The organism is Ruegeria sp. C11 (assembly GCF_056537725.1).
Window position 1 is genome coordinate 217779 of record NZ_JBQFSB010000005.1, and the last position, 21526, is coordinate 239304.

A 21526-nucleotide genomic window follows, 5' to 3' on the forward strand; every position below is an offset into this window, starting at 1 on the left:
CGCGCGAGCCGGTGTCAAGCAACGAAAAAGGCGACCTTTTGGGGCCGCCTTTTTCAGGTTCGTGAGTGGTAGTGGAATTACTCCGCCGCGATGGCGTCTTCGATTTTTTCGACCCGGATCGCCGAGAACTTGAACTCGGGGATTTTGCCATAGGGGTCGATTGCAGGGTTGGTCAGGATGTTCGCGGCCGCTTCAACATAGGCGAATGGAATGAACACCATGTCCTCGGCAATCGCCCGGTCGGCGCGGACCATGATTTCGATCGAACCGCGACGCGTGGTCAAACGGATCATTTCGCCCGGCTCGATCCCCATCAGCTTCAGCGTCCGGGGGTTCATAGAACAGTTCGCTTCCGGTTCGACCGCATCCAGAACCAACGACCGGCGCGTCATCGAGCCGGTATGCCAGTGCTCCAGTTGACGACCCGTCGTGGCAATCATCGGGTATTCGTCATCCGGCGCCTCATCCGGCGGGATCACACTGGCAGGCGTGAAACGGGCGCGGCCATCAGGACGCGGGAAGCCATCGCCAAACACAATTGCCTGCCCGGGATCGGTTTCGCTGAGCGACGGATAGGTGATGGTTTCGGTCTTCAGACGCTCCCACGTGATGTTGTTGAGCGAATTCATCGTCAACTTCATCTCGTCAAAGACCTGAGACACGTCAGTGTAATCCCAGTTCAGCCCGATACGCTGCGCCAGTTCGACGGTGATCGCCCAATCCTCGCGCGCCTCACCCGGAGGTGACACGGCGGGGCGTACCCGCTGCACCTGACGGTTGGTGTTCGACACGGTGCCGTTCTTTTCGTACAGCGCCGAGGCGGGCAGAATGATGTCGGCATAGTTCGCGGTTTCCGTCAGGAAGATATCCTGTACGATCATCAACTCCAGCTTGGCCAGCGCCTCGCGGGCGTGACCGGCATCCGGGTCGGACATTGCCGGGTTTTCACCCTGAATGTACATGCCCTTGATATTGCCAGCATAAATCTGGTCGATGATCTCGGTAACAGTCAGGCCCTTCTCGTTCGAGAAATCCTCGGACTCCCACACGTTGTTGAACTTGGCGCGAATACCGTCATCCGTCACCGACTGGTAATCCGGCAGGAACATCGGGATCAGACCCGCGTCCGAGGCACCCTGAACGTTGTTCTGACCACGCAGCGGGTGCAGACCCGCACCCGGTTTGCCAACGTTGCCGGTCATCAAGGCCAGCGAGATCAGGCAGCGCGAGTTGTCGGTGCCGTGGATATGCTGGCTGACGCCCATACCCCAGAAGATCAGACCAGCCTTGGCCTGCGCAAAGGTGCGGGCCACGCGGCGCAGCTGATCCGGTTCGATACCGCAGATCGGCGACATCGCCTCGGGCGTGAACTGGCGCAGATGCTCTTTCTCGGCTTCCCAATTCTCGGTCCAGCGGTGGATGTACTGACTGTCGTACAGCTCTTCTTCGACGATCACGTTCATGATCGCGTTCAGCATCGAGACGTCAGCACCCGGACGGAACTGCAGCATTTCATCGGCAAACTTGCGCATGCCAACGCCACGCGGGTCCATCACGATCAGCTTGCCGCCGCGTTTGGTGAACTGCTTGAAATAGGTTGCAGCAACCGGATGGTTCTCGATCGGGTTCGAGCCGATGATGATCGCCACATCCGCGTTTACGATCTCGTTGAAGGTCGCGGTCACGGCGCCCGAACCCACGTTCTCGATCAGCGCAGCCACCGACGACGCATGACACAGGCGGGTGCAGTGGTCGACGTTGTTGTGCTTGAAACCCTGACGGATGAACTTCTGGAACAGATAGGCTTCTTCGTTGGTGCATTTGGCCGAACCAAAGCCCGCGACATTGCGCGGATCCTCGTCGCGCAGCGCCTTCAGCTTGGTCGCGGCCAGATCCATCGCCTCTTCCCATGTCGCTTCGCGGAAATGGGTCGACAGGTTGCCCGGATCGACGTTCAGCCCCTTCTCAGGTGCATCTTCGCGCCGGATTAGCGGTTTGGTCAGGCGGTGCGGGTGGTGGATATAGTCAAAGCCAAAGCGGCCTTTGACACACAGACGGCCCTCGTTCGCGGGGCCGTTGATACCCTCGACATACTTGACCTTACCGTCCTTGACCTTCAGCGAGACTTTGCAGCCCACGCCGCAGAACGGGCAGACGCTTTCGGTCTCGGAATCGTAATCCTTGCTATCGCCCTGCTGTTTATCATCCAGCACGGTGGCAGGCATCAGGGCCCCCGTCGGGCAGGCCTGAACACATTCACCACAGGCAACACAGGTCGATGTGCCCATCGGGTCGTTCTGGTCAAACACAACCTGTGAAGTGTGACCGCGACCGGCCATACCGATCACATCGTTCACCTGCACTTCGCGGCACGCGCGGACGCAGAGATTACAGTTGATGCAGGCGTCCAGATTGACGCGCATCGCAACGTGGCTGTCATCCAGCAGCGGGATCTTCTCGGCTTCTTTTGCCGGGAAACGGCTGTCGCTGACATCGTTCAGCTTGGCCATGTCCCAGAAGTGGCTGGAGACGTCGTGCGGTTCCTTGGGCTGGTCGGCAACCAGCAGTTCCATGACCATGGCGCGCGATTTCTCGGCACGATCCGAGTCCGTTTTCACCACCATACCGTCAGCGGCAGGGCGGATGCACGAGGCGACCAGAGTGCGCTCACCTTCCACCTCGACCATACAGGCGCGGCAGTTGCCGTCGGGGCGATAGCCCGGCTGCGGCTTGTGGCACAGGTGCGGAATGGTAAATCCCTGCCCCTTGGCGGCTTCCCAGATGGTCCAACCTTCGGGGACGGTGACATCTTCGCCGTTCAGGTTGAAGGTGACGGTCTTGGTTGGGCTTGCATCAAGCATGGCTGTCTCCCTCAGATTTCGTCAGCGAAATGTTTCATGACCAGGCGGATCGGGTTCGGGGCCGCCTGCCCCAGACCGCAGATGGACGCATCGCCCATGACCTGACACAGGTCTTCCAGCAGGTCCTGATCCCACTTGTCGGCCTGCATCAGCTTCACCGCCTTTTCACAGCCCGCCCGGCAGGGCGTACACTGACCGCAGCTTTCATCCTCGAAAAACCGCAGCATATTCAGGGCCGCATCGCGGGCGGTATCCTGATCGGACAGAACCACCACGGCAGCGGACCCGATGAACGTGCCCAGCGGCTGCAGGGTGTCAAAGTCGAGCGGGACGTCGTCGATACTAGAGGGGAGAAGACCTGACGACGGCCCGCCCGGTTGATACGCCTTGAAGACATGACCATCGGCCATACCCCCGGCGGCATCAATCACGTCAAGAATGGTCGAGCCTGCAGGCAGCAGGTAAACACCCGGCTTCGCAACCCGGCCCGAGACCGAATAGCTGCGCAGACCCTTGCGGCCATTCTTTTCAACTGAATTCAGAATCTGCGGCCCTTCGCGGCAGATCTTCGAGACCCAATACAGCGTCTCGACATTATGCACTAGCGTCGGGCGGTTAAAGACCCCAACCTGCGCTACGAACGGAGGACGATGGCGCGGCAGGCCCTTTTTGCCTTCGATCGACTCGATCATCGCGGATTCTTCACCGCAGATGTAGGCACCGGCACCCCGGCGCAGGTCGATATAGCCTTTTTCGACAATCCCGGCCTCTTCCAGCGCGGCAATCTCGGTTGCCAGAATTTCCAGCACCGCCGGGTATTCGTCGCGCATGTAGATAAAGCAAGTCTCGGCCTCGACCGCCCATGCGGCGATCAGCATGCCTTCAAGGAAGACATGCGGCGTGCGCTCAAGATAGTAGCGGTCCTTGAACGTACCTGGCTCACCCTCGTCGCCGTTCACGGCCAGATAGCGTGTGCCCTCGTTCATTCGAACAAAGCCCCACTTCTTGCCGGACGGGAAGCCAGCACCGCCCAGGCCGCGCAGGCCCGAGGACAGGATGTCCTCCTGCACCTGTTCCCAGTTACCGCCCTCGCGCAGCTCTTTCAGTTTTGCGTAGCCGCCATTCTCGACATAGGTCGAAAATGTCTCATAGTCGGGCAGATGGGCGTGGGTATCGCCAGCCGCGATGGCCGCGTTCACTTTTTCAGGAGTGGCATGATCGATATGGTTGTGACCGATCTCCAGCACTGGCGCGGTGTCGCAGCGGCCCATGCAAGGCGCGCGCACCACACGCACCTCAGAAGCATCAAGACCGTCCTCCAGCGCCTTCTGCAACTGCTGGGCACCAGCCATTTCGCAGGACAGGGAATCACAGACACGAATCGTCAGCGCGGGCGGGGGCGTCTCACCCTCTTTCACTACATCAAAATGGGCATAGAACGTGGCGGTTTCATAAATCTCCGCCTGACCGATCCGCATCTCAACTGCCAAGGCGGCAATATGGTCGGCGCTGATGTGGCCGTGTTCGTCCTGAATCAAATGCAGGAATTCGATCAGCAGATCGCGGCGGCGCGGGCGGTCGCCCAGCAGGCGCGCAATTTCGGCCTGTGCTTCATCCGTGAACTGCCGGCCCTTGGGCGTGTGCCGCCCCTTGCCTTTACCTGACTTCCAGACGCCTTTTTGCGCGCCCGATGGCTTGGTATCCAATGGTGCCATGATGCCCTCCGATTGAGGCCCCCGTCTCTCATCAGCAGATCATATCGTCAAATCTCAAAATACAATCGCACGATAACGACACCTTATCACCGTAAAGACGTCACGACGGCCCGCAACGCATCCACGGTCGGCAATTCCGGGTCGCGAGTGAGGGTCGCAAGGCAAATCGGTTTGCTGACAACGGGGTCGATCAAAGGCAGCACTCTTGTCCCCTTCAGATCCCCCAGTGCACGCACCAGCACACGCGGAACCACCGTCGCCGCCAACCCTTCGCGCGCCATCACCATCGAAGCCGTAAATCCGCTGGTTTCTGCTACTACATGCGGATGTAGCCCCTGTTCCGCAAAAATCCTGTCCAAAATCCTACGGTTTTGCATCTGAGGCTCAAGCAGGCTGATCGGAAACTCCGCAACCCGCGCCCAGGGAATCGGGCCGGTTTCGTCCGTCATGTGGGCGGGGACCAGCAGAACATAGGTTTCCTCATACAAAGGCTGCACCTGTCTCAGGTCCGCGCCGATACTGTCGCCATAGGTCACGCCCGCATCAATGCTGCCTTCATCCAGACGGTGCTGGATGGACGAAGCCGACATCGTTTCGATTCGGGTCAGAATGCGTGGATGCGCTTGTTGCAAACGTTTGATCAATCGTCCCGTAAACGCGATGGCCGTCGGGATAACACCCAGAATCAGTGTTCCGGTAATCTCGCCACGCGCGGCCAAAACCTGTTGTTCCAACGCCTTGGTGTCGTCTAGTATGCGCCGCGCTCGGCGCACGATCATCTCGCCCTCTTCCGTCAGCCCCTGAAACCGATTGGCCCGGCGCACGATGGACACACCCAACCGATCCTCGAGGTTCTTGATCCGCATGGAGAACGCCGGCTGAGAAATACCGCATTCTTCGGCCGCCTTGGCAAAATGACGATGCCGCGCCAGCGCGTTCAGCAATTGCAGGTCTCGAAGTTCGATCACGGCGGTCAGCCCCGGTTTTGAGTGACAGATCACCAACTTAGCGCAGCGCCCGCAAAGTGAAAGGCCCGGCGCCCGGGCCCAGATCACTCAGGTTTCGCTCATTACCCCGACAAAGGCGGTCAAGTCAGGTGCAGTGATCGGCCAGCAACGTTCCAAAACCTGTAAGGGCCTCTGACACGCCAGCCTTGCGCAGGACCTGCCAATAAACCGCAGCATTGCAGGCAACAACCGGCTTTCCCGTTTCAGCCTCTATCTCGCTGATGATCCCGACGACCGGCAGGGCCGTGCCGACCTGCAAAATCGCGTCGCAGTCGGCTGCCGCTACTTCCCTGAAAACCGCCCTGATCTGATCAATCGGGGTCTCGCAAATCTCCGGCAGTGACGGAGCACAGGTACCCTTGATCGAAACAACCGTGAACCCCGCAGCCTCGACATTGGCTTTCACGACCTGATCCACCTCAGGCGCGAAGGGGGTGACGACTGCGACCCGGCTGGCACCGAGCTGATGCAAGGCCGCGTGGTTGGCAGTCGATGCATTCACGACCGGAACGCCGATGGCCTCTTCCACCTCGGCGCAGCGTCGTGCCAGCTTGTCGACACCGCCGGGCGCGGCATCTGTCGTCAGTCCGATGGCAATCGCAACCGGGTTGCAATCCATCAGCTTCTGCGCCTCTTCAATCAGGTCGTCGGATACATTTTCTCCGCCCAGCCGGAACCTTTGCATCTGGTTGGTCACGCCTGCAGGGCGCAGCAATTCCAGTTCGGGCTGCACGACGGTGTTCATGGCCGGGGTCATCACCCCGATCAGGGCGCGGGGGGCAAGCGTGTCAGCCATTTGTAACCCCCGCAAGAGTAGCGTTCAGCCCGGTCATGCCGCCGATATAGATCTGGTCACCCACCACTTCGTTCATCTGCGCCGCGACATCTGCATCGCAGTCAAAGTGGCTTTCCCAGATGCCCAGTGTCCTGCTGCCATGCGTGATTGGAACAAACCGGTGGGTCGCCACATAATTCCGAACTGGCAGCGGACAGTCGATAATATCGTAGCTGTAGTAATAATCGCGGTCCGACAGGGCCAGCAGAGTTTCACGAAAGACCGACCCGTCAACGATATCCAGATGCCGGATACTGCCGGGCGTGATTGCGGAACCGCTTTCCATCCGTGCCGACGACACAGCCGGGTTCCATCCGGCCACCCCGTCAAAGGACCGCACAAGGGACCAGACCTTGTCTATCGGGGCGTCCAAAACCATGCTGCGGAATACGTGCATTTGCGACCTCGTTCGTGATGGTGACCAGCACCATGCTAGCGAACCGGCGTAGTACGTCCAGTCTCAAAGGCGACGTAATTCCTGTCGCATTTGAAGTAGATAACGATCCCGAACGCGCGTCCCCTGTTGCAAAAGGATGGCGGAAACTGATGGCGCGACGAACACGAAAACCGGCTGAATCGCCCGCGCACCGGACCGTAGCCCCGCCCGCGGGCGGCAGGTTTCAGCCTCTCGGCCCAGCCAGAGTTTCGGCAATCGTCGATGCGGCCTTCGCCATCCTTGCCCGGACCGGTATCGGGGATTGCCCGCCGGATATTGCTGCCGCGGCCATCGAAAACGGGGCAGGACTGCGATCTGACGGACGCCTTTGCTTCCCGCGTGGAATGGTCGAAAAGGCGATAGGCCGTGCCACGAAATCTGTGAACCTGCCCGGATTTACCAATGATCACGGCCTTACCATCGGTGGCGGTCACGTGCACATCGGCACAGGCGGTGCCGCTGTTGAAGTCCCTGATCCAACGGGTGGCTTCCGCGAGGCGCAATTGCGCGATCTCACTCAGATGATGACGCTCGTCGGCCGGTGCGAGAATATACACTATGGCGTTCGGCCGCTGGTAGCGCGCGATCTTGATACGCCGCTGGCATTGGATGTGAACACCGCCTTTGCCTGCCTCAAGGCCTGCCCAAAGCCCATCGGTGTCAGTTTCGACACGGCTGCCCATGTCGGGCCGGTCACGCAAATGTTCGACCTGTCGCTGGGTGGCGAAGACCGGTTTCGACATCACCCGTTCTGTTTCGGCGTCATCGTGCACGCCGTCTCGCCGCTACGCTATGCGCCCGAAGGGGTGGACATCATGCGCGCCGCAATCGCCGCCGGAATGCCGCTGCAAATCTGCACGGCGGCACAGGCCGGGGCCACCAGCCCGGTGACGCTGGCCGGCGCTTTGGCGCAGGGTCTGGCCGAGGCTTTGGCCGGGCTGATGATCGTCGATACCCTTAACCCCGGCTTTCCGACCATTCTGGCCTTCATGCCCTTCATCAGCGATTTGCGGACCGGGGCCATGACGGGCGGCAGTGGCGAGGCCGCCGTTGCCAACGCGGCAGCGGCCCAGTTGCTGCTGCATCTTGGCCTTCCTTCGACCGTGTCCGCAGGCATGACCGATGCCAAGATGCCGGACGCCCAATCTGGCTATGAAAAAGGCTATACAGTTGCACTGGCCGCGCAGGCGGGGGCGGACATGATCAACCTCAGCGTCGGCATGCTGGCCTCGCTTATGGTGGCCTCGCCACAGGCGCTGATCATCGACAACGACATGTGCGGCGCCATCCTGCGTTCGGTTCGCGGCGTTGAAATGACGGGGGATGCGGTTGACCTGGACCTGATCGAGGCGGTCGCCACCGGGCCGGGTCACTATCTTGGCGAGGCGCAGACGCTGGCCCGAATGAAAAGTGAATACGTCTATCCCACGCTGGCCAATCGTCAAAGTACACAAGACTGGCTTGACGCCGGCAGCCCCGACATCCTCGAACAGGCTGGTGAACTTGTTAGGCACATGACAGCCGAGCCCCCAGATCACCTGCCCCCGGACCGCGAAGCGGCTATTCGGGCCGCATTCGATATCAGGCGTTAAGGAGCATCCGATGAAACCCCATGCACGCGTAGTGGTCATCGGCGGCGGTGCCGTCGGCTGTTCGATCCTCTATCATCTTGCCTGCGCAGGCGTCACAGACACTGTCTTGCTGGAGCGGGACGAGTTGACCAGCGGCTCCACCTGGCACGCGGCGGGCAACATTCCGACCTATGCAAATTCATGGCTTGGGATGCGCGCGGGAAATTATGCGTGGTCTCTCTACAAGGATCTGGAACATGTGGTGGACAGTCCGATCACCTATCGCCACACCGGCGCGTTCTGGCCAGCACATACGCCGGAACGGATGGAGCTTTTCGGCCACCTCGAAGGTATCGCACGCAGCGCCGGTTTCGACCTGCATCGTCTCAGCCCTGCTGAAATGGATGCCATGCACCCGTTCTGGTCCCCAGATGACACGGTTCTGGGCGGCATCATGGACCCTTACGAGGGTGATATCGACCCCAGCCAGCTGACACAGGCGCTGGCCAAGGGCGCCCGCGACCTTGGGGCCGAAATCCGGCGGTTCTCGCCAGTCAAGGCTATCGAACGCCTTCCCAACGGGGAATGGCGTGTCTCGACCGCCAAAGGTGATATCACCGCCGAGATCGTGATTAACGCAGGCGGTTTTTACGGGCGCAAGATATCGGAAATGGCGGGCATCTACGCACCTGTCATCACCTTGGAACACCAGTATCTGGTAACCGAACCCCTGACCGAACTGGAACAGCACCCCGACCTGTTCCCACTGGTTCGCGATCCGGATATCCGCTTCTACCTGCGTCGTGAACGCAATGCGTTCCTGCTGGGATCTTACGCCCATGCGGGTCGTCCGGCATGGGCCGACAGTGGCCCGCCCGACGATTTTGCCCACCAGCTTTTCCCGGACAGTGTCGAGGACATCCTTGACGTGCTCGAAGACACGATGGCGCATGTTCCACTGCTGGGCAAAGCGGGTGCGCAGCGGTTCGTGAACGGCCCCATCGCCTATGCCCCGGATGCGCTACCGCTGGTTGGCCCGGCGGCGGGCGCGCCGAATTTCTATCAGGCAACGGGGGTTCAGATCGGCATCACTCATTCGGCTGCCATCGGCAAGGCCATGGCCGAATGGATCACCGAAGGCGAAACCGAATGGGACCTTTCCGCCTGGGACCCGCGCCGCTTCGGCGATTGGGCTGCACCGGATTACGCCCATGCCCGCGCGTCAGAGCACTACGACCTGCAATACGCCATTCCGTTTCCGCACCGAAACATGCAGTCGGGTCGCCCCGTTCAGCAAACACCGCTTTACGACACCCTCAGGGCCAGCGGTGCCGTGATGGGCCAGATCGCCGGGTGGGAACGCGCGTTCTGGTTCGAAACCGACGTGGCCAAAGACACCGGGCATCTCAGCTATCATGACGAACCCTGGCACGCTGCGGTTCGCCGCGAATGCGAAACCGTACGGGACGCGGCAGGGCTGATGGATCATGGCGGGTTCACGAAATACAAGGTGCAGGGCCCTGATGCCGAAGCCTTCCTGAACCACGTCTTTTGCGGCACGATGCCCAAAGTGGGCCGCACAAAACTGTCCTACATGCTGACCCCCAAGGGCCGCATCTGGTCCGAGGCTACAATCGCCAGACTGGCCGAGGACCAGTTTCTGCTGTGTGGACCAACCCTTGCGGACCTGCGCGATTACGACTGGCTGAAAAGCCACTTGCATGACTATGACGTTACCCTGTCCCGAGGCTTCCAGCACGACGGCGCGCTGATGCTGATGGGCCCGAAATCACGCGAGATTCTGGCCGCGCTCACAGATGCCGATGTCTCCGCAACAACTGCGCCTTGGCTTTCGGCTGCTCAATTCAAGGTCGCCGGAGTGGACGTCACCGCGCTGCGTGTGTCCTATGTCGGAGAGCTCGGCTGGGAACTGCACGTCGCCAGCGAAAACCTGAACACTCTCTACGATGCCATCATGGCCGAGGGCGCGGCGCATGGCATCTGTCAGTTCGGCTCCTACGCGCTCAACGCGATGCGGATCGAAAAGGGGTACCACGCATGGGGCGCGGATTTCGGAACCGAGTACACTTTGTATGACGCCGGACTACAAAATTTCGCCAATCTGAAAAAGCTGGCGTTTGTGGGGCGTGAAGCGGTTGTGAGCCAATCCCAGACCGCCGCCGAATGGGAATGGGTCGGGCTGGAAATCACGCAAGCCTCACCCGATCCTCTGGCGTCTGAACCGATCCTTATAGATGGCCAACCGGTTGGATATGTGACGTCAGGAAGCAGTGGTTACAGAACCGGCAAGACACTTGTCCTTGGATATATCAAGCGTGGAACCCTCGGAATGGGCGAAACCTGTCAGGTAATCATTCTGGGCGAGGCGTATGAGGCACGCCGCCACGACCCGCATCAATACGCGCCCCAAAATGGCGGTTGATAAGGCTACCGCCGCTGCGAGTCCCTGATCAAAGCAGCCAGTCGAAAGAACCCATGCGCCATCTTGGTGTATGGGGTCAGCAGGAAAAACGTCAGAACCGACCCAAGATGCAGCGCCAGCAAGGCGGGCATCAGGGCGGTTGCCCCCAGCACGTACAACGCGATCCCGCTGAGCCCCACGAAACCCAGCAACAGGATGAACCCGAATTCGCCAGACCACGCGCCTTGGTCACCAAGATCCGGATCCGAGCGCAGTTTCAACGCAATCATCCAAACGCATCCCAGCACCATCAGCACACCGCCGGGCAGACCCAGAAGTTTCGGGATCGAAAACAACCCGTAGGGCGCGGACATACCGAACCCATAGTGCAATACGGTGGCCGCGCTGGTTGACGCAAAGCACAGCAGAAACCCATACATCACCGCTTGATGCGCGTATCGGCGCGCTTGTGAGAACCTGTCTTCGTCTTCGAAGTTGCAACCCTCGCCATGACCTGCAGCCAGATCCCTGATTGTGGCCGCGCGTGCAACAGCGCGGGCAAAGTCCCGAAAGCGAATTGGCTCGCCACCAATATCCCGCCAGAAGCGCCTTAACCCAACCGCAAGGCTGCCCAAGGGCAACAGGAACGCCGGGGCAAAGATGCCGACCATCGCGGCGTGAGAGAGAACGGCATAAAAACCCTGACCGTCCGTAGGGCCAAGGGCCTGCATCGCCCAGATCAGCAGGGCAATCCCGGCGACCAGCGCCAAGGCAATCGCACCGCCATGACTGTGAAAACGCCGCGCCAAGGGCTGTGGCCAGACGTAATCTTCCCAACTTTCGCGACGAATTTCGGCCAATATGCCGGGCAGGTTCAGATCGAACTCATGCGGCGCGGTGTACTGGCAGGCGTAGTAACATCCACGGCAGTTGTGGCACAGGTTTGCCAGTTGCACGATATCGCTGTCGGCAAAGCTGCGTTTAGCGTGCAGGGCCGGAAAGACCGAGCAATAGCCCTCACAATACCGGCACGCATTGCAGATTTCAGCCTGCCGGCGCGCTTCGTGGATCAGATCAGTTTGCATGTCTGGCTGCCTCACGCCCTGCAATCCGGCCAAACACCGTTCCGATGGCCATGCCAAACCCGGCCAGATACCCCTGCCCCAATATTGACCCGGCCATGGTTTCCCCCGCCGCCCAGAGATTGCTGATCGGCCCGCTGGCTGTCGAACACTGCGCGTTTTCGTCAACCTTCAATCCCAGATAGGTGAACGTCACCCCCGTCCGCAGGGAATAGCCATAAAACGGCGGCTCTGTGATCGGGCGTGCCCAGTTGGTTTTGGGCGGTGTCAGTCCACTTGTGGCCACGCCGTCCAGTTGCGTCGGGTGAAACGCAGATGTGTCGCCGCAGGCCGCATTGAACCCGTCCACCGTCTGCCGCAGCCTGTCCGGCGGCAATTCCATCATCACGGCCAGCTCTTCCAGCGTGTCCGCCTTGAGAGGCGGAAAGACCGAAGGCATGAACAAGTCCAGCGCCTTCGAGTCGATAATCGCATACCCCACCTGATCCGGCTGCGACGCGACCAATCGACCCCAGATCGCGTAGCGTTTGGGCCAAAGGTCCTCGCCCTCATCATAGAATCGCTCGGCATTCCGGTTCACGACAACCGAAAAGGGCACACAGTCCAGCCGCGTGACAATACCGCCGTCATATTTCGGAGCCCGCCCGTCAATCGCAACCGCATGGCACTGATCCGCGTCGCCGACGCTTTCCGCCCCCTGATCCAGCAGGTCGGCCAGAACAACACCGCGGTTATAGGGCGTACCCCGGATCAGAAAGTTGCGTGCCGGCGGCCCCCACGCCCGGGTTAGCCAGTCGATATCGGCCTGAAATCCGCCCGAGGCAACAACTACAGCTTTCGGTGAAATGCTGTGCGCATCGCCCCCATAAGAATACTCAACGCGGACAATCCGGTCGCCTTCCAGCGCAAGATGCGTCACAGCCGCATCATATAATACGTCCACGCCCAGCGCTTCGGCCTTACGGTAATAGGCGTTCACCAGAGATTTTCCGCCCCCCATGAAAAACGCATTTGTCCGCGCCAAGGACAACGTGCCCGACAACGATGGCTGAAAGCGCACGCCATGTTCCTCCATCCACGGAAGGCACCCTTCGGACTCGCGGATGACCATCCGGGCCAGATCTTCGTTGGTCTTGCCCCCGGTAACGGTCAGCAGATCGGTCAGATATTCCTCTTCGTCATATGCGTCCACCAGCGGCCCCATTGGCTGGTGGTGCATACAGCGGAAATTGCGGGTGTGGCGCGAGTTGCCCCCGCGATAATCCTTGGGCGCCGCCTCCAGAATCAGTACCTTAGCTCCGGTTCGGGCAGCCGTCATCGCCGCACAAAGCGCGGCGTTCCCTCCCCCGATCACGGCGATATCGTATTGGTCCGAACCCAGTGCACACATATGCTTTGAATAGGTCGCCGGGGGCGGTTTGACCATTGGGGATTTTCTCAATTTTCATTTCGAATTGCGTGTTTTTCGCAAATCCCGTGATCACCTTCTCGCCGCAGTAAAAACACCGGCATGACTTCGGCAGAGAAAACGGCGTTCCGGCCTGAACTTGGTTCAGCCATATGCGCCGCCAAAAAATTAAGTGACTAAAATACTCAGGTTGACATATCCGACAAATTCTCTCAGTTACATCACCGGAAACGCCCTGTGCTCCGGATAACGTGCTGGCGCCAAACATTAACAAAGGGAAAACCATGTCCAAACTGCTTTACACAACCGGCGCGCTAGCAATCCTGGCCACCTCTGCCGCAGCGACTTCGGCAGCACCGGCCAAAACCGACGTACTGGATACATACGCCAACATTGCCGAAGCCAAGTATGACGACAGCGTTGCCACTGCGAAGACTCTGCAAGCCGCAATTGACGCGCTGATTACCGACCCGTCCGCCGAAAACCTCAACGCAGCGCGCAGCGCCTGGATTGCGGCACGTGTTCCCTATCAACAGACCGAAGTTTACCGTTTCGGCAACGCCATCGTCGACGACTGGGAAGGCAAGGTGAACGCATGGCCGCTGGACGAGGGCCTGATCGACTATGTTGACCCGGCATACGGCGGTGCAACCGACGAGAACGAATTCGCCGTTCTGAACGTGATCGCCAACCCCAGTTTCGAACTGTCGGGCGAAACCATCGATGCCGGTAAAATCACCCCGGAACTGCTGGCCGAAACTCTGCACGAAGCAGATGGGATCGAGGCCAACGTCGCCACGGGCTATCACGCCATTGAATTCCTGCTGTGGGGTCAGGACATGAACGGCCACGGCACGGGCGCGGGCAACCGACCCTGGACTGATTATGCCCGTGGCGCCGACTGCACCGGAGGAAACTGCGACCGTCGCGGCCAATACCTGAAAGCCGCGACCGATCTTCTGGTCAGCGACCTTGAATGGATGGCGGCACAATGGAATTCCGATGGCGACGCCCGCGCAGCGCTGTTTGAGAACGAAACCGCAGGCGTCAGCGCCATCCTGACCGGCATGGGATCGTTGTCTTATGGCGAACAGGCGGGCGAGCGGATGCGCCTTGGCCTGATGCTGAACGACCCCGAAGAAGAACATGACTGCTTCTCGGACAACACCCATAACAGCCACTACTATGACGGGCTGGGTATCCAGAACGTTTATCTGGGCGAATACGCCCGCGCGGACGGTACACTGGTTTCCGGCCCCTCGCTGTCGGATCTGGTTGCGGCCACCGACGCGGAACTGGACGCCGAGATGAAAACCAAACTGTCCAATACCATGCAGGCGCTTGGCCGGATCAAAACCACTGCCGAAGCAGGCTTTGCCTACGACCAGATGCTCGAACAAGGCAATGAAGGCGGCGAGGCCCTGATCATGGGTGGTGTGGACGGTTTGGTCGATCAGACCAAAACCATCGAGCGCATCGTGACAACACTCGAGCTCGACCAGATCGAATTCGAAGGTTCGGACAGCCTGGACAACCCCAACGCCGTTTTCCAGTAACTCCATCCCCAAGCTCAGCCAGCACCCCCTCGGCCAGCCAAGCTACTCACTCAAGAAAGTAGCAAAACAACATGAATACCAAACTTACAGCGGCGCTTGTGGGCGCCGCCTCCTTTTTTGCGGCCTCCGCACACGCGCAATCCTATCCAGAATTCTCGTATGAAGGCGAGTTGGAGATTGAATCCGAAAACCTGTTCAAATCGGATGACCCGACGCGCGAACTCAGCGACACCAAGGCCCGACTGGAAGTCACCGGCGCGGCACAGTTCAACGAAACCTTCGGGGCATTCGCCACAATCGCTTCGGAAACCCTGACCGACCCGTTCGAAGACCGCGTGTTCGAGGATCAGGGCATTTACGTCAAGGAACTGGCCTTGACCTTCGGGTTTGCCGACACGGTCGTTTCTGCCGGTAAGGTCACACCGGTGTTTGGTTCCGCTTTTGACGTAACTTATGGCTTTTTCGCCGGTTCACTGGCTGAAGATTACGAACTGGTGGAACAGATCGGTATCCTCGGCAGCACCGATCTGGGCGCGGGCGGCGTGCTGGATTACGGCCTTTTCTATGCCGACGACACCGTCCTCAGCGAGTCCCTTGGCCACAAACGCCCGCGCAACACCACCGCCGACGGTGGCGCGGGCAACACCGGCAAGCTGAACAACGGCGCGCTGCAGTGGTCCAAGACCTTCAACGACAGCACGACCGTTGCTTTGGGCGCCCGTTATCTGAGCGCCGGAGAGGGTGACTTTGACGACGAAAAGGGCTTTGTCGCGACGGTTGCGCATTCCTTTGACGGCATTCCGCTGGATGCCTACGCCGAATACGCCTATCTCGAGAACTTCGAGGGCACGGCGGATGACGCACAATACCTTACTCTGAATGCGGGGTATGCCTTTGGCAACCTGACAATCTCGGGGGTGCTTGCCCGTCGCGATGTGACCAGTCAGGGCGTTACCGATCTGGCTTCAATTGCCGCTGAGTACGAATTCAACGATTACGTGACAGTCGGAGGCGCCTACGCCTTTGTCGACGAAGCCGGTATCGACGATCAGATTTTCGGCATCAACGTGGTGTTCGCCTTCGGAAGTTAAGGCAAGAAATAAACCAAGCGATCAGGGCCGTAGGCAACGGCCCTGATTTAGTGCAAAGTGCCCGGGCTTACCTAAGGGACCGGGTGGATACTGGTTGAACGACCTGTCGCCCAAAAGTTTGAAACAACGGCGTTTTTTGTGGCGGAGGCGAATATGCCCACATTGGACTGGAATAAAGAAACCTGGGGCAACCGGGATCATTGGGATCAAAAGGTCAGCCACGGCGAATCGTGGTCAAAGGGCTGGGGCACAAGTGAAGTCCATTGGAAGTTTCACCTGCTGCCGCGGCTGCAACCCATTCTGGCGAAATCCGGCTCGGTTCTGGAAGTGGCGCCAGGCTATGGCCGGTGGACCAGATTTATCGCCCCTTATGCTGACCGCTTGACCACGGTTGATCTGAACGAGAATTGCATCGAGCACCTGAAGACGATCGATCTTGGCTGCGACAACATCGAATACTTCGTCAATGACGGCATGACGCTGACGGATGTCCCTGATCAGTCGGTAGATTTCATATTTTCCTACGATTCTCTTGTCCATTGCGACAAAACCGTGCTCGAGTCCTATCTTTCTGAATTCGAACGCGTTCTGCGCCCTGACGGGTTTGCGTTTTTTCATCACAGCAACCTTGCAAATGCACGCAAGCCCGAGGAACTGGCAGGTCAGAAAGTGACCTCTCATGCACGCGATCCTGAAGTTTCAGGAGAATGGGTAAAGCAACAGATTGACCAGTCGGAAACGCTTGAATTGCTCCTGCAGGAAAATGTCGACTGGGGGAACGAGAATTGGTTCATCGACTGTTATTCCGTGCTGCGCAAAGGAAAGACAGGGCAGAAAACAAGATACAGCAATCTGTCAATCATCCGGGAAAAGACAGCAGCAAGGAAATGGTTCGAGATTACGAAATCTCCCGGGCAGGAATGACCCATCAATATCCTGCGACGACTACTTGAGAAATTCGCCCCTGATCGGCCTTTTCCATCCTCGTGGGAAAGGCCGATCTCATTTGAAGCATACCCGGAGCCATTTCTTATTGGCCTTTTGGCAGAGGGCAGATTTCTCTGGACCTCAGAATATAATCTGACTAATTAAGTAAGAAATACAAACTCCCGCGAGTCGCCATGATCGTCTGTCATTGCACAAACATTTCCGACCACGAAATCCGCGCTGCGATTGACTGGATGAGGACCGCTGATCCCCAGACGGTGATCACGCCGGGAAAAATCTACCATGCCCTTGGAAAATCAGCAGATTGTGGCGGTTGCATGCCGCTTTTTCTGGACACGATGCGCTCAAGCGATAGTCTGGAAGTCCCAATGCAACTCCACGCCCTGCGCGCCGGAGTAACACAGGAGAGTGCAGATGAAGGGCGACCCCAAGGTCATAGAATATCTAAACAAATCTCTGCGGCATGAACTGACGGCGGTCAGCCAGTATTGGCTGCACTACCGCATGCAGGAGGATTGGGGTCTTGGCAGCATGGCCAAGAAAAGCCGCGAGGAATCCATCGAAGAGATGGAACATGCGGACAAGCTGATCGAACGAATCCTGTTTCTTGAAGGACATCCGAACCTTCAGAAGCTCGATCCGCTTCGGATCGGCCAAACTCCGAAGGAAACACTCGAATGTGATCTGGCCGCCGAAATCGACGCCAGAGCTCTTTACAAGGAAGCGCGCGAATACTGCCGGGAAGCCGGCGACTATGTGTCGATGTCTCTGTTCGAGCGATTGATGGCCGATGAAGAAAGCCATATCGACTTCCTCGAAACGCAGCTCGACCTCTTTGAAAGGATCGGCGAAGCTAACTATGCGCAACTCAACGCGTCAAAAATGGACGAAGGCGAATAGCCTCATTCTCCTGCCGGTGGCCGCGTTCGCGGCCACCCAATCCCTGTCAGCTCCGCTGCAGGACGACCATCTCAACACCCTTCCCAGAACGCCGGACGAACAGGCCCGAATTACGGCAGCGACAGCTTTGCCAACCGATTTCAGCGCGCCGCAACCGTTCGAAGAACTCAGTGCAGGTGCCGCCACCGTGCGTGCACGGACGAATGCCGACGCGTTTTCGCAACCCTCCGGCAATCTTGAATTCGAGCAGGAGCTGGATTTCAGGGTCGGCAACGGATTGTTCAAGAAGATCTGGGTTTCATCTCCCTCTTCTACCCTTGCCTCGGACGGGCTCGGCCCGCTTTATAACGCCCGCTCTTGCCAACGCTGCCATGTCAAGGATGGCCGCGGACATCCTCCGGCCGGTCCTGAGGACAGCGCAGTATCGATGTTCCTGCGCGTCTCGATCCCCGGCACGGCCAAAGAGGGTCACGCCGATATCGCAGATTATATCGCCACCCTGCCCGAACCGACATATGGCGGCCAGATGCAGGATTTCGCGCTGGCCGGACACCCCGCCGAATACCGGCTGGACATCACCTATGAGGAGGTCCCGGTCGAACTTTCCGATGGCGAAACCGCCTCGCTGCGCCGCCCGACCTACAAGGCCGCCGATCTGGGCTATGGTCCACTGCACCCTGATGCCATGCTCAGCCCGCGCGTGGCACCGCAGATGATCGGCCTCGGGTTGCTCGAAGCCATTCCAGTTGACGACCTTTTGGCGAACACCGACCCGGATGATGCGGATGGCGATGGTATCTCGGGCCGCGCGAATGTCGTCTGGTCGATCGAGTTCGACAAACCGATGATGGGGCGGTTCGGTCACAAGGCAGGTATGCCCACCATCATGGAACAATCGGCGGCCGCCTTTGCCGGAGATATCGGCATCTCAAGCTCGCTTTATCCGGCGCCCCACGGCGACTGCACGAGCGCGCAGGTGAACTGTATCGACGCTCCGCATGGTGATGACGATGTGCGCGGGTACGAGATCGACGCCGAAGGCATGGACCTCGTCGCCTTCTACAGCCGCAATCTTGGCGTGCCCGCCCGCCGCGATGTGGACGACCCGCAGGTGCTGCGCGGTAAACAGGTGTTTCACGACGCGGGATGCGCCTCGTGCCACACCCCGTCATTTGTCACTCACCGCGTGCCCGACCGTCCGGAACACAGTTTCCAGCTGATCTGGCCCTATACCGACCTGTTGCTGCACGACATGGGCGAAGGGCTCGCCGACTACCGCCCCGAGGCCCGCGCCACGGGGCGCGAATGGCGCACACCGCCGCTGTGGGGCATCGGCCTGACTGAGCGTGTCTCGGGGCACACGCAATTCCTGCATGACGGGCGCGCCCGCTCATTGCTCGAAGCGATCCTGTGGCATGGAGGCGAAGCACAATCCGCCCGCGACACTGTTGTGTCCATGCCCAAGGCGGATCGGGATGCGCTGATACAATTCCTCGAAAGCCTCTGACCGATGCGTATACCTGCCATTGCCGCAGCTCTGCTGCTTCCCGTGATGGCCCTCGCCGATGAGCGGGGGCCAATCCTGTTCGAAACAACCGAAACCCACATCCTGCCACACTTCGCACGGCTCGCGGAAACGGCAGAAGCGCTGAACGCAACCGCCTTGGCTGACTGTGCACCGGATTCGAATGCCCTGCGCAGCGCCTATGGTGATGCCTTTGATGCCTGGATATCCGCCAGCCATCTACGGTTCGGTCCGACCGAGACAGATGACCGTGCCTTTGCGCTGGCCTTTTGGCCGGATACCAAGGGGTTCACACCAAAGGCACTGTCTCGCCTGATCGCCAGCAAGGACCCGGTGGTGCAAGACCCCGCCACTTTTGCCGAAACCTCGATTGCCGGACGCGGGTTTTATGCGCTGGAGCTGCTGCTTTACGACCCCGCCTATGCGGAACAGGCTGACGCGGAGTATCACTGCGCCCTGATCCGCGCCATCGCGACGGATATCGACCGGAACGCGGACGCTATTCAGCAAGACTGGCAGAGCTATTCACTTAAACTGACGCAGCCCGGCGAAGGCAGCCTCTATCGTTCAGGCGATGAGGCGATGCAGGAGTTGTACAAGGCCCTGATGGCGGGGCTTGAGTTCACTGCCGACACCCGCCTCGGCCGACCCATGGGCTCGTTCGACCGCCCGCGCCCAAAACGGGCGGAGGCGCGCCGCTCTGAACGCTCGCAGCGCCACGTGGAACTGTCGCTGATCGCCCTGCGTGAACTGGCGGCCCTGTTGTCAGCCGATCACCCCGACATCGCCGCCGATCTGAACGCAGCCTTTAACCGCAGCATCGACAACGCCCAAACGCTGGACGACCCTGCATTTGCCGGGGTTGCAGACCTGCAAGGGCGTTTCCGGATCGAGGCCCTGCAGCAATCCATCAACGATATCCGTACGATTGCCGCGACCGAACTTGGCCCGACCCTTGGCATCAGCGCCGGTTTCAACTCGCTGGACGGGGATTGAACCATGACCAGCCGCCGTCATTTCCTTGCCGGTCTGGCCGCTGCCACATTGGCCCCGGTCAAAGGGTGGTCCGCCGTCGGCGCACCGGATTTTCTGTCCGCAGCGCTGTTCCCCGACGGCTCGTACCGGCTGGCCGGTCTGGACACCCGAGGTGCGATCACCTTTTCACTGCCGCTGCCCGCGCGCGGTCACGCCGCTGCTGCCCACCCCCTCCGTGCACAGGCCGTGGCCTTTGCGCGTCGTCCCGGCACCTTTGCTTTGGTTGTCGATTGCACGACAGGCGAGCAAATCGCACAGCTTGACGCGCCAAAGGGCCGCCATTTCTTTGGCCATGGCGTTTTTTCAACGGACGGCGCACAGCTTTTCACTACTGAGAATGATTATGACGCCGGCGAGGGCATCATTGGCATTTGGGATGCCGAAAACGGGTACTCGCGACTAGGCGAGTTCCCGTCCGGCGGCGTTGGCCCGCACGAGATGCTGCTGATGCCCGGTGGAACATCCATTGCCATTGCCAATGGCGGCATCGAAACCCATCCGGACACCGGCCGTACCAAGCTGAACCTGCCCACCATGCAGCCCAACCTGACCTACGCCGACCTTTCCGGCGGGATACTGGAGCAGGTGGAACTGCCGCGCGCGATGCACAAGAACTCGATCCGCCACCTTGCGGTGCGGGCGGACGGGCTGATGGCCTTTGCCCTGCAATGGCAAGGGGACAAGACGCAACACCCGCCCCTGCTGGGCCTGCATCGCAGAGGCGAACCGTCCCTTCTGCTCTCTGCGCCCGAAGTCGAACAAAGCACGTTGCAAGGATACGCGGGCAGTGTCGCCTTTTCGACCGGTGGTGAAACCGTCGCCATTACCTGTCCGCGCGGCAATGCCCTGCATCACTTCCGAACCCGGGATGGCTCATTCGCCGGAACCATTGCAGTGGAAGATGTCGGCGGGCTGAGCACCGGAGCTGATGGTTTGATTTTCACCACCGGCACAGGTGAGATGGGAAGTCTGTCCAGTGATCGCGCCCGGATCATTGCACGGGCGCCATGCCAGTGGGACAACCATCTGATCCCAATACATCGACACGCATAATCTCGGCAAATCCCTGCCACATAGATTACACTTGGACGAATCAAACGGCTGCCTTATTGGCGGGCGCGAAACCCTGCCACC

Annotated in this window: 17 protein-coding genes; 10 read left to right on the top strand and 7 right to left on the bottom strand. The window is 59.6% G+C overall.

Annotated elements, in window-relative coordinates; genetic code table 11:
- Positions 1-77: 77 nt before the first annotated feature.
- The 5 genes from fdhF to ACR0NA_RS11690 all read right to left on the bottom strand — a co-directional run bounded on the left by fdhF (position 78) and on the right by ACR0NA_RS11690 (position 6797).
- Complete coding sequence (gene fdhF, locus ACR0NA_RS11670; RefSeq protein WP_480729042.1) at positions 78-2861, bottom strand: formate dehydrogenase subunit alpha; 2784 nt, start codon at positions 2859-2861, stop codon at positions 78-80.
- Between the two features lie 11 nt (positions 2862-2872).
- Positions 2873-4576 carry an NAD(P)H-dependent oxidoreductase subunit E gene (locus ACR0NA_RS11675; protein ID WP_480729044.1) on the bottom strand — a complete coding sequence of 568 codons (1704 nt, stop codon included), beginning with the start codon at positions 4574-4576 and terminating at the stop codon, positions 2873-2875.
- A gap of 86 nt (positions 4577-4662) precedes the next feature.
- A complete protein-coding gene (locus ACR0NA_RS11680) occupies positions 4663-5544 on the bottom strand; it encodes a LysR family transcriptional regulator (protein WP_170652544.1) in 882 nt (293 codons plus the stop codon).
- A 124-nt stretch (positions 5545-5668) separates the two neighbouring features.
- Positions 5669-6379 (bottom strand): maleate cis-trans isomerase family protein, encoded by a 711-nt coding sequence (locus ACR0NA_RS11685; RefSeq protein ID WP_480729046.1) that lies wholly within the window; start codon positions 6377-6379, stop codon positions 5669-5671.
- Positions 6372-6797 carry an SRPBCC family protein gene (locus ACR0NA_RS11690; RefSeq protein ID WP_480729048.1) on the bottom strand — a complete coding sequence of 142 codons (426 nt, stop codon included), beginning with the start codon at positions 6795-6797 and terminating at the stop codon, positions 6372-6374. The genes ACR0NA_RS11685 and ACR0NA_RS11690 overlap by 8 nt, the downstream gene beginning before the upstream one ends.
- A gap of 167 nt (positions 6798-6964) precedes the next feature.
- Here ACR0NA_RS11690 and ACR0NA_RS11695 point away from each other — a divergent pair, with 167 nt between their 5' ends.
- Positions 6965-8446, top strand: coding sequence for a trimethylamine methyltransferase family protein (locus ACR0NA_RS11695; RefSeq protein ID WP_480729050.1), 1482 nt, complete (start codon positions 6965-6967; stop codon positions 8444-8446).
- Positions 8447-8456: 10 nt separating this feature from the next.
- Entirely contained in the window at positions 8457-10868 is a 2412-nt protein-coding gene (locus tag ACR0NA_RS11700; protein ID WP_480729052.1) for a GcvT family protein, read from the top strand.
- Positions 10869-10873: 5 nt separating this feature from the next.
- Here ACR0NA_RS11700 and tcuB read toward each other — a convergent pair whose 3' ends face one another.
- Together tcuB and tcuA are read right to left on the bottom strand one after the other, a co-directional pair.
- Complete coding sequence (gene tcuB, locus ACR0NA_RS11705) at positions 10874-11932, bottom strand: tricarballylate utilization 4Fe-4S protein TcuB (protein ID WP_480729054.1); 1059 nt, start codon at positions 11930-11932, stop codon at positions 10874-10876.
- Positions 11922-13355 carry an FAD-dependent tricarballylate dehydrogenase TcuA gene (gene tcuA, locus ACR0NA_RS11710; protein WP_480729056.1) on the bottom strand — a complete coding sequence of 478 codons (1434 nt, stop codon included), beginning with the start codon at positions 13353-13355 and terminating at the stop codon, positions 11922-11924. Before tcuA ends, tcuB begins: the two co-directional genes overlap by 11 nt.
- A 266-nt stretch (positions 13356-13621) precedes the next feature.
- Here tcuA and ACR0NA_RS11715 point away from each other — a divergent pair, with 266 nt between their 5' ends.
- From ACR0NA_RS11715 to ACR0NA_RS11750, 8 genes are all read left to right on the top strand, one after another.
- Positions 13622-14893, top strand: a complete 1272-nt coding sequence (locus ACR0NA_RS11715) for an imelysin family protein (RefSeq protein WP_480729058.1) — start codon at positions 13622-13624, stop codon at positions 14891-14893.
- Positions 14894-14964: 71 nt separating this feature from the next.
- Positions 14965-15984: a hypothetical protein gene (locus ACR0NA_RS11720; protein ID WP_480729060.1), complete on the top strand. Its 1020-nt coding sequence runs from the start codon at positions 14965-14967 to the stop codon at positions 15982-15984.
- Between the two features lie 153 nt (positions 15985-16137).
- A complete protein-coding gene (locus ACR0NA_RS11725) occupies positions 16138-16908 on the top strand; it encodes a class I SAM-dependent methyltransferase (RefSeq protein ID WP_170651340.1) in 771 nt (256 codons plus the stop codon).
- A 197-nt stretch (positions 16909-17105) separates the two neighbouring features.
- Positions 17106-17399 (top strand): (2Fe-2S)-binding protein, encoded by a 294-nt coding sequence (locus ACR0NA_RS11730; protein ID WP_480729062.1) that lies wholly within the window; start codon positions 17106-17108, stop codon positions 17397-17399.
- Entirely contained in the window at positions 17347-17832 is a 486-nt protein-coding gene (gene bfr / locus ACR0NA_RS11735; protein ID WP_170651338.1) for a bacterioferritin, read from the top strand. The genes ACR0NA_RS11730 and bfr overlap by 53 nt, the downstream gene beginning before the upstream one ends.
- 16 nt (positions 17833-17848) lie before the next feature.
- Complete coding sequence (locus ACR0NA_RS11740) at positions 17849-19339, top strand: di-heme oxidoreductase family protein (RefSeq protein WP_480729064.1); 1491 nt, start codon at positions 17849-17851, stop codon at positions 19337-19339.
- A 3-nt stretch (positions 19340-19342) separates the two neighbouring features.
- Positions 19343-20353 carry an imelysin family protein gene (locus ACR0NA_RS11745; protein ID WP_480729066.1) on the top strand — a complete coding sequence of 337 codons (1011 nt, stop codon included), beginning with the start codon at positions 19343-19345 and terminating at the stop codon, positions 20351-20353.
- A gap of 3 nt (positions 20354-20356) precedes the next feature.
- On the top strand, positions 20357-21445 hold the full coding sequence (locus tag ACR0NA_RS11750; RefSeq protein WP_480729068.1) for a DUF1513 domain-containing protein: 1089 nt from the start codon (positions 20357-20359) through the stop codon (positions 21443-21445).
- Positions 21446-21526: the final 81 nt, after the last annotated feature.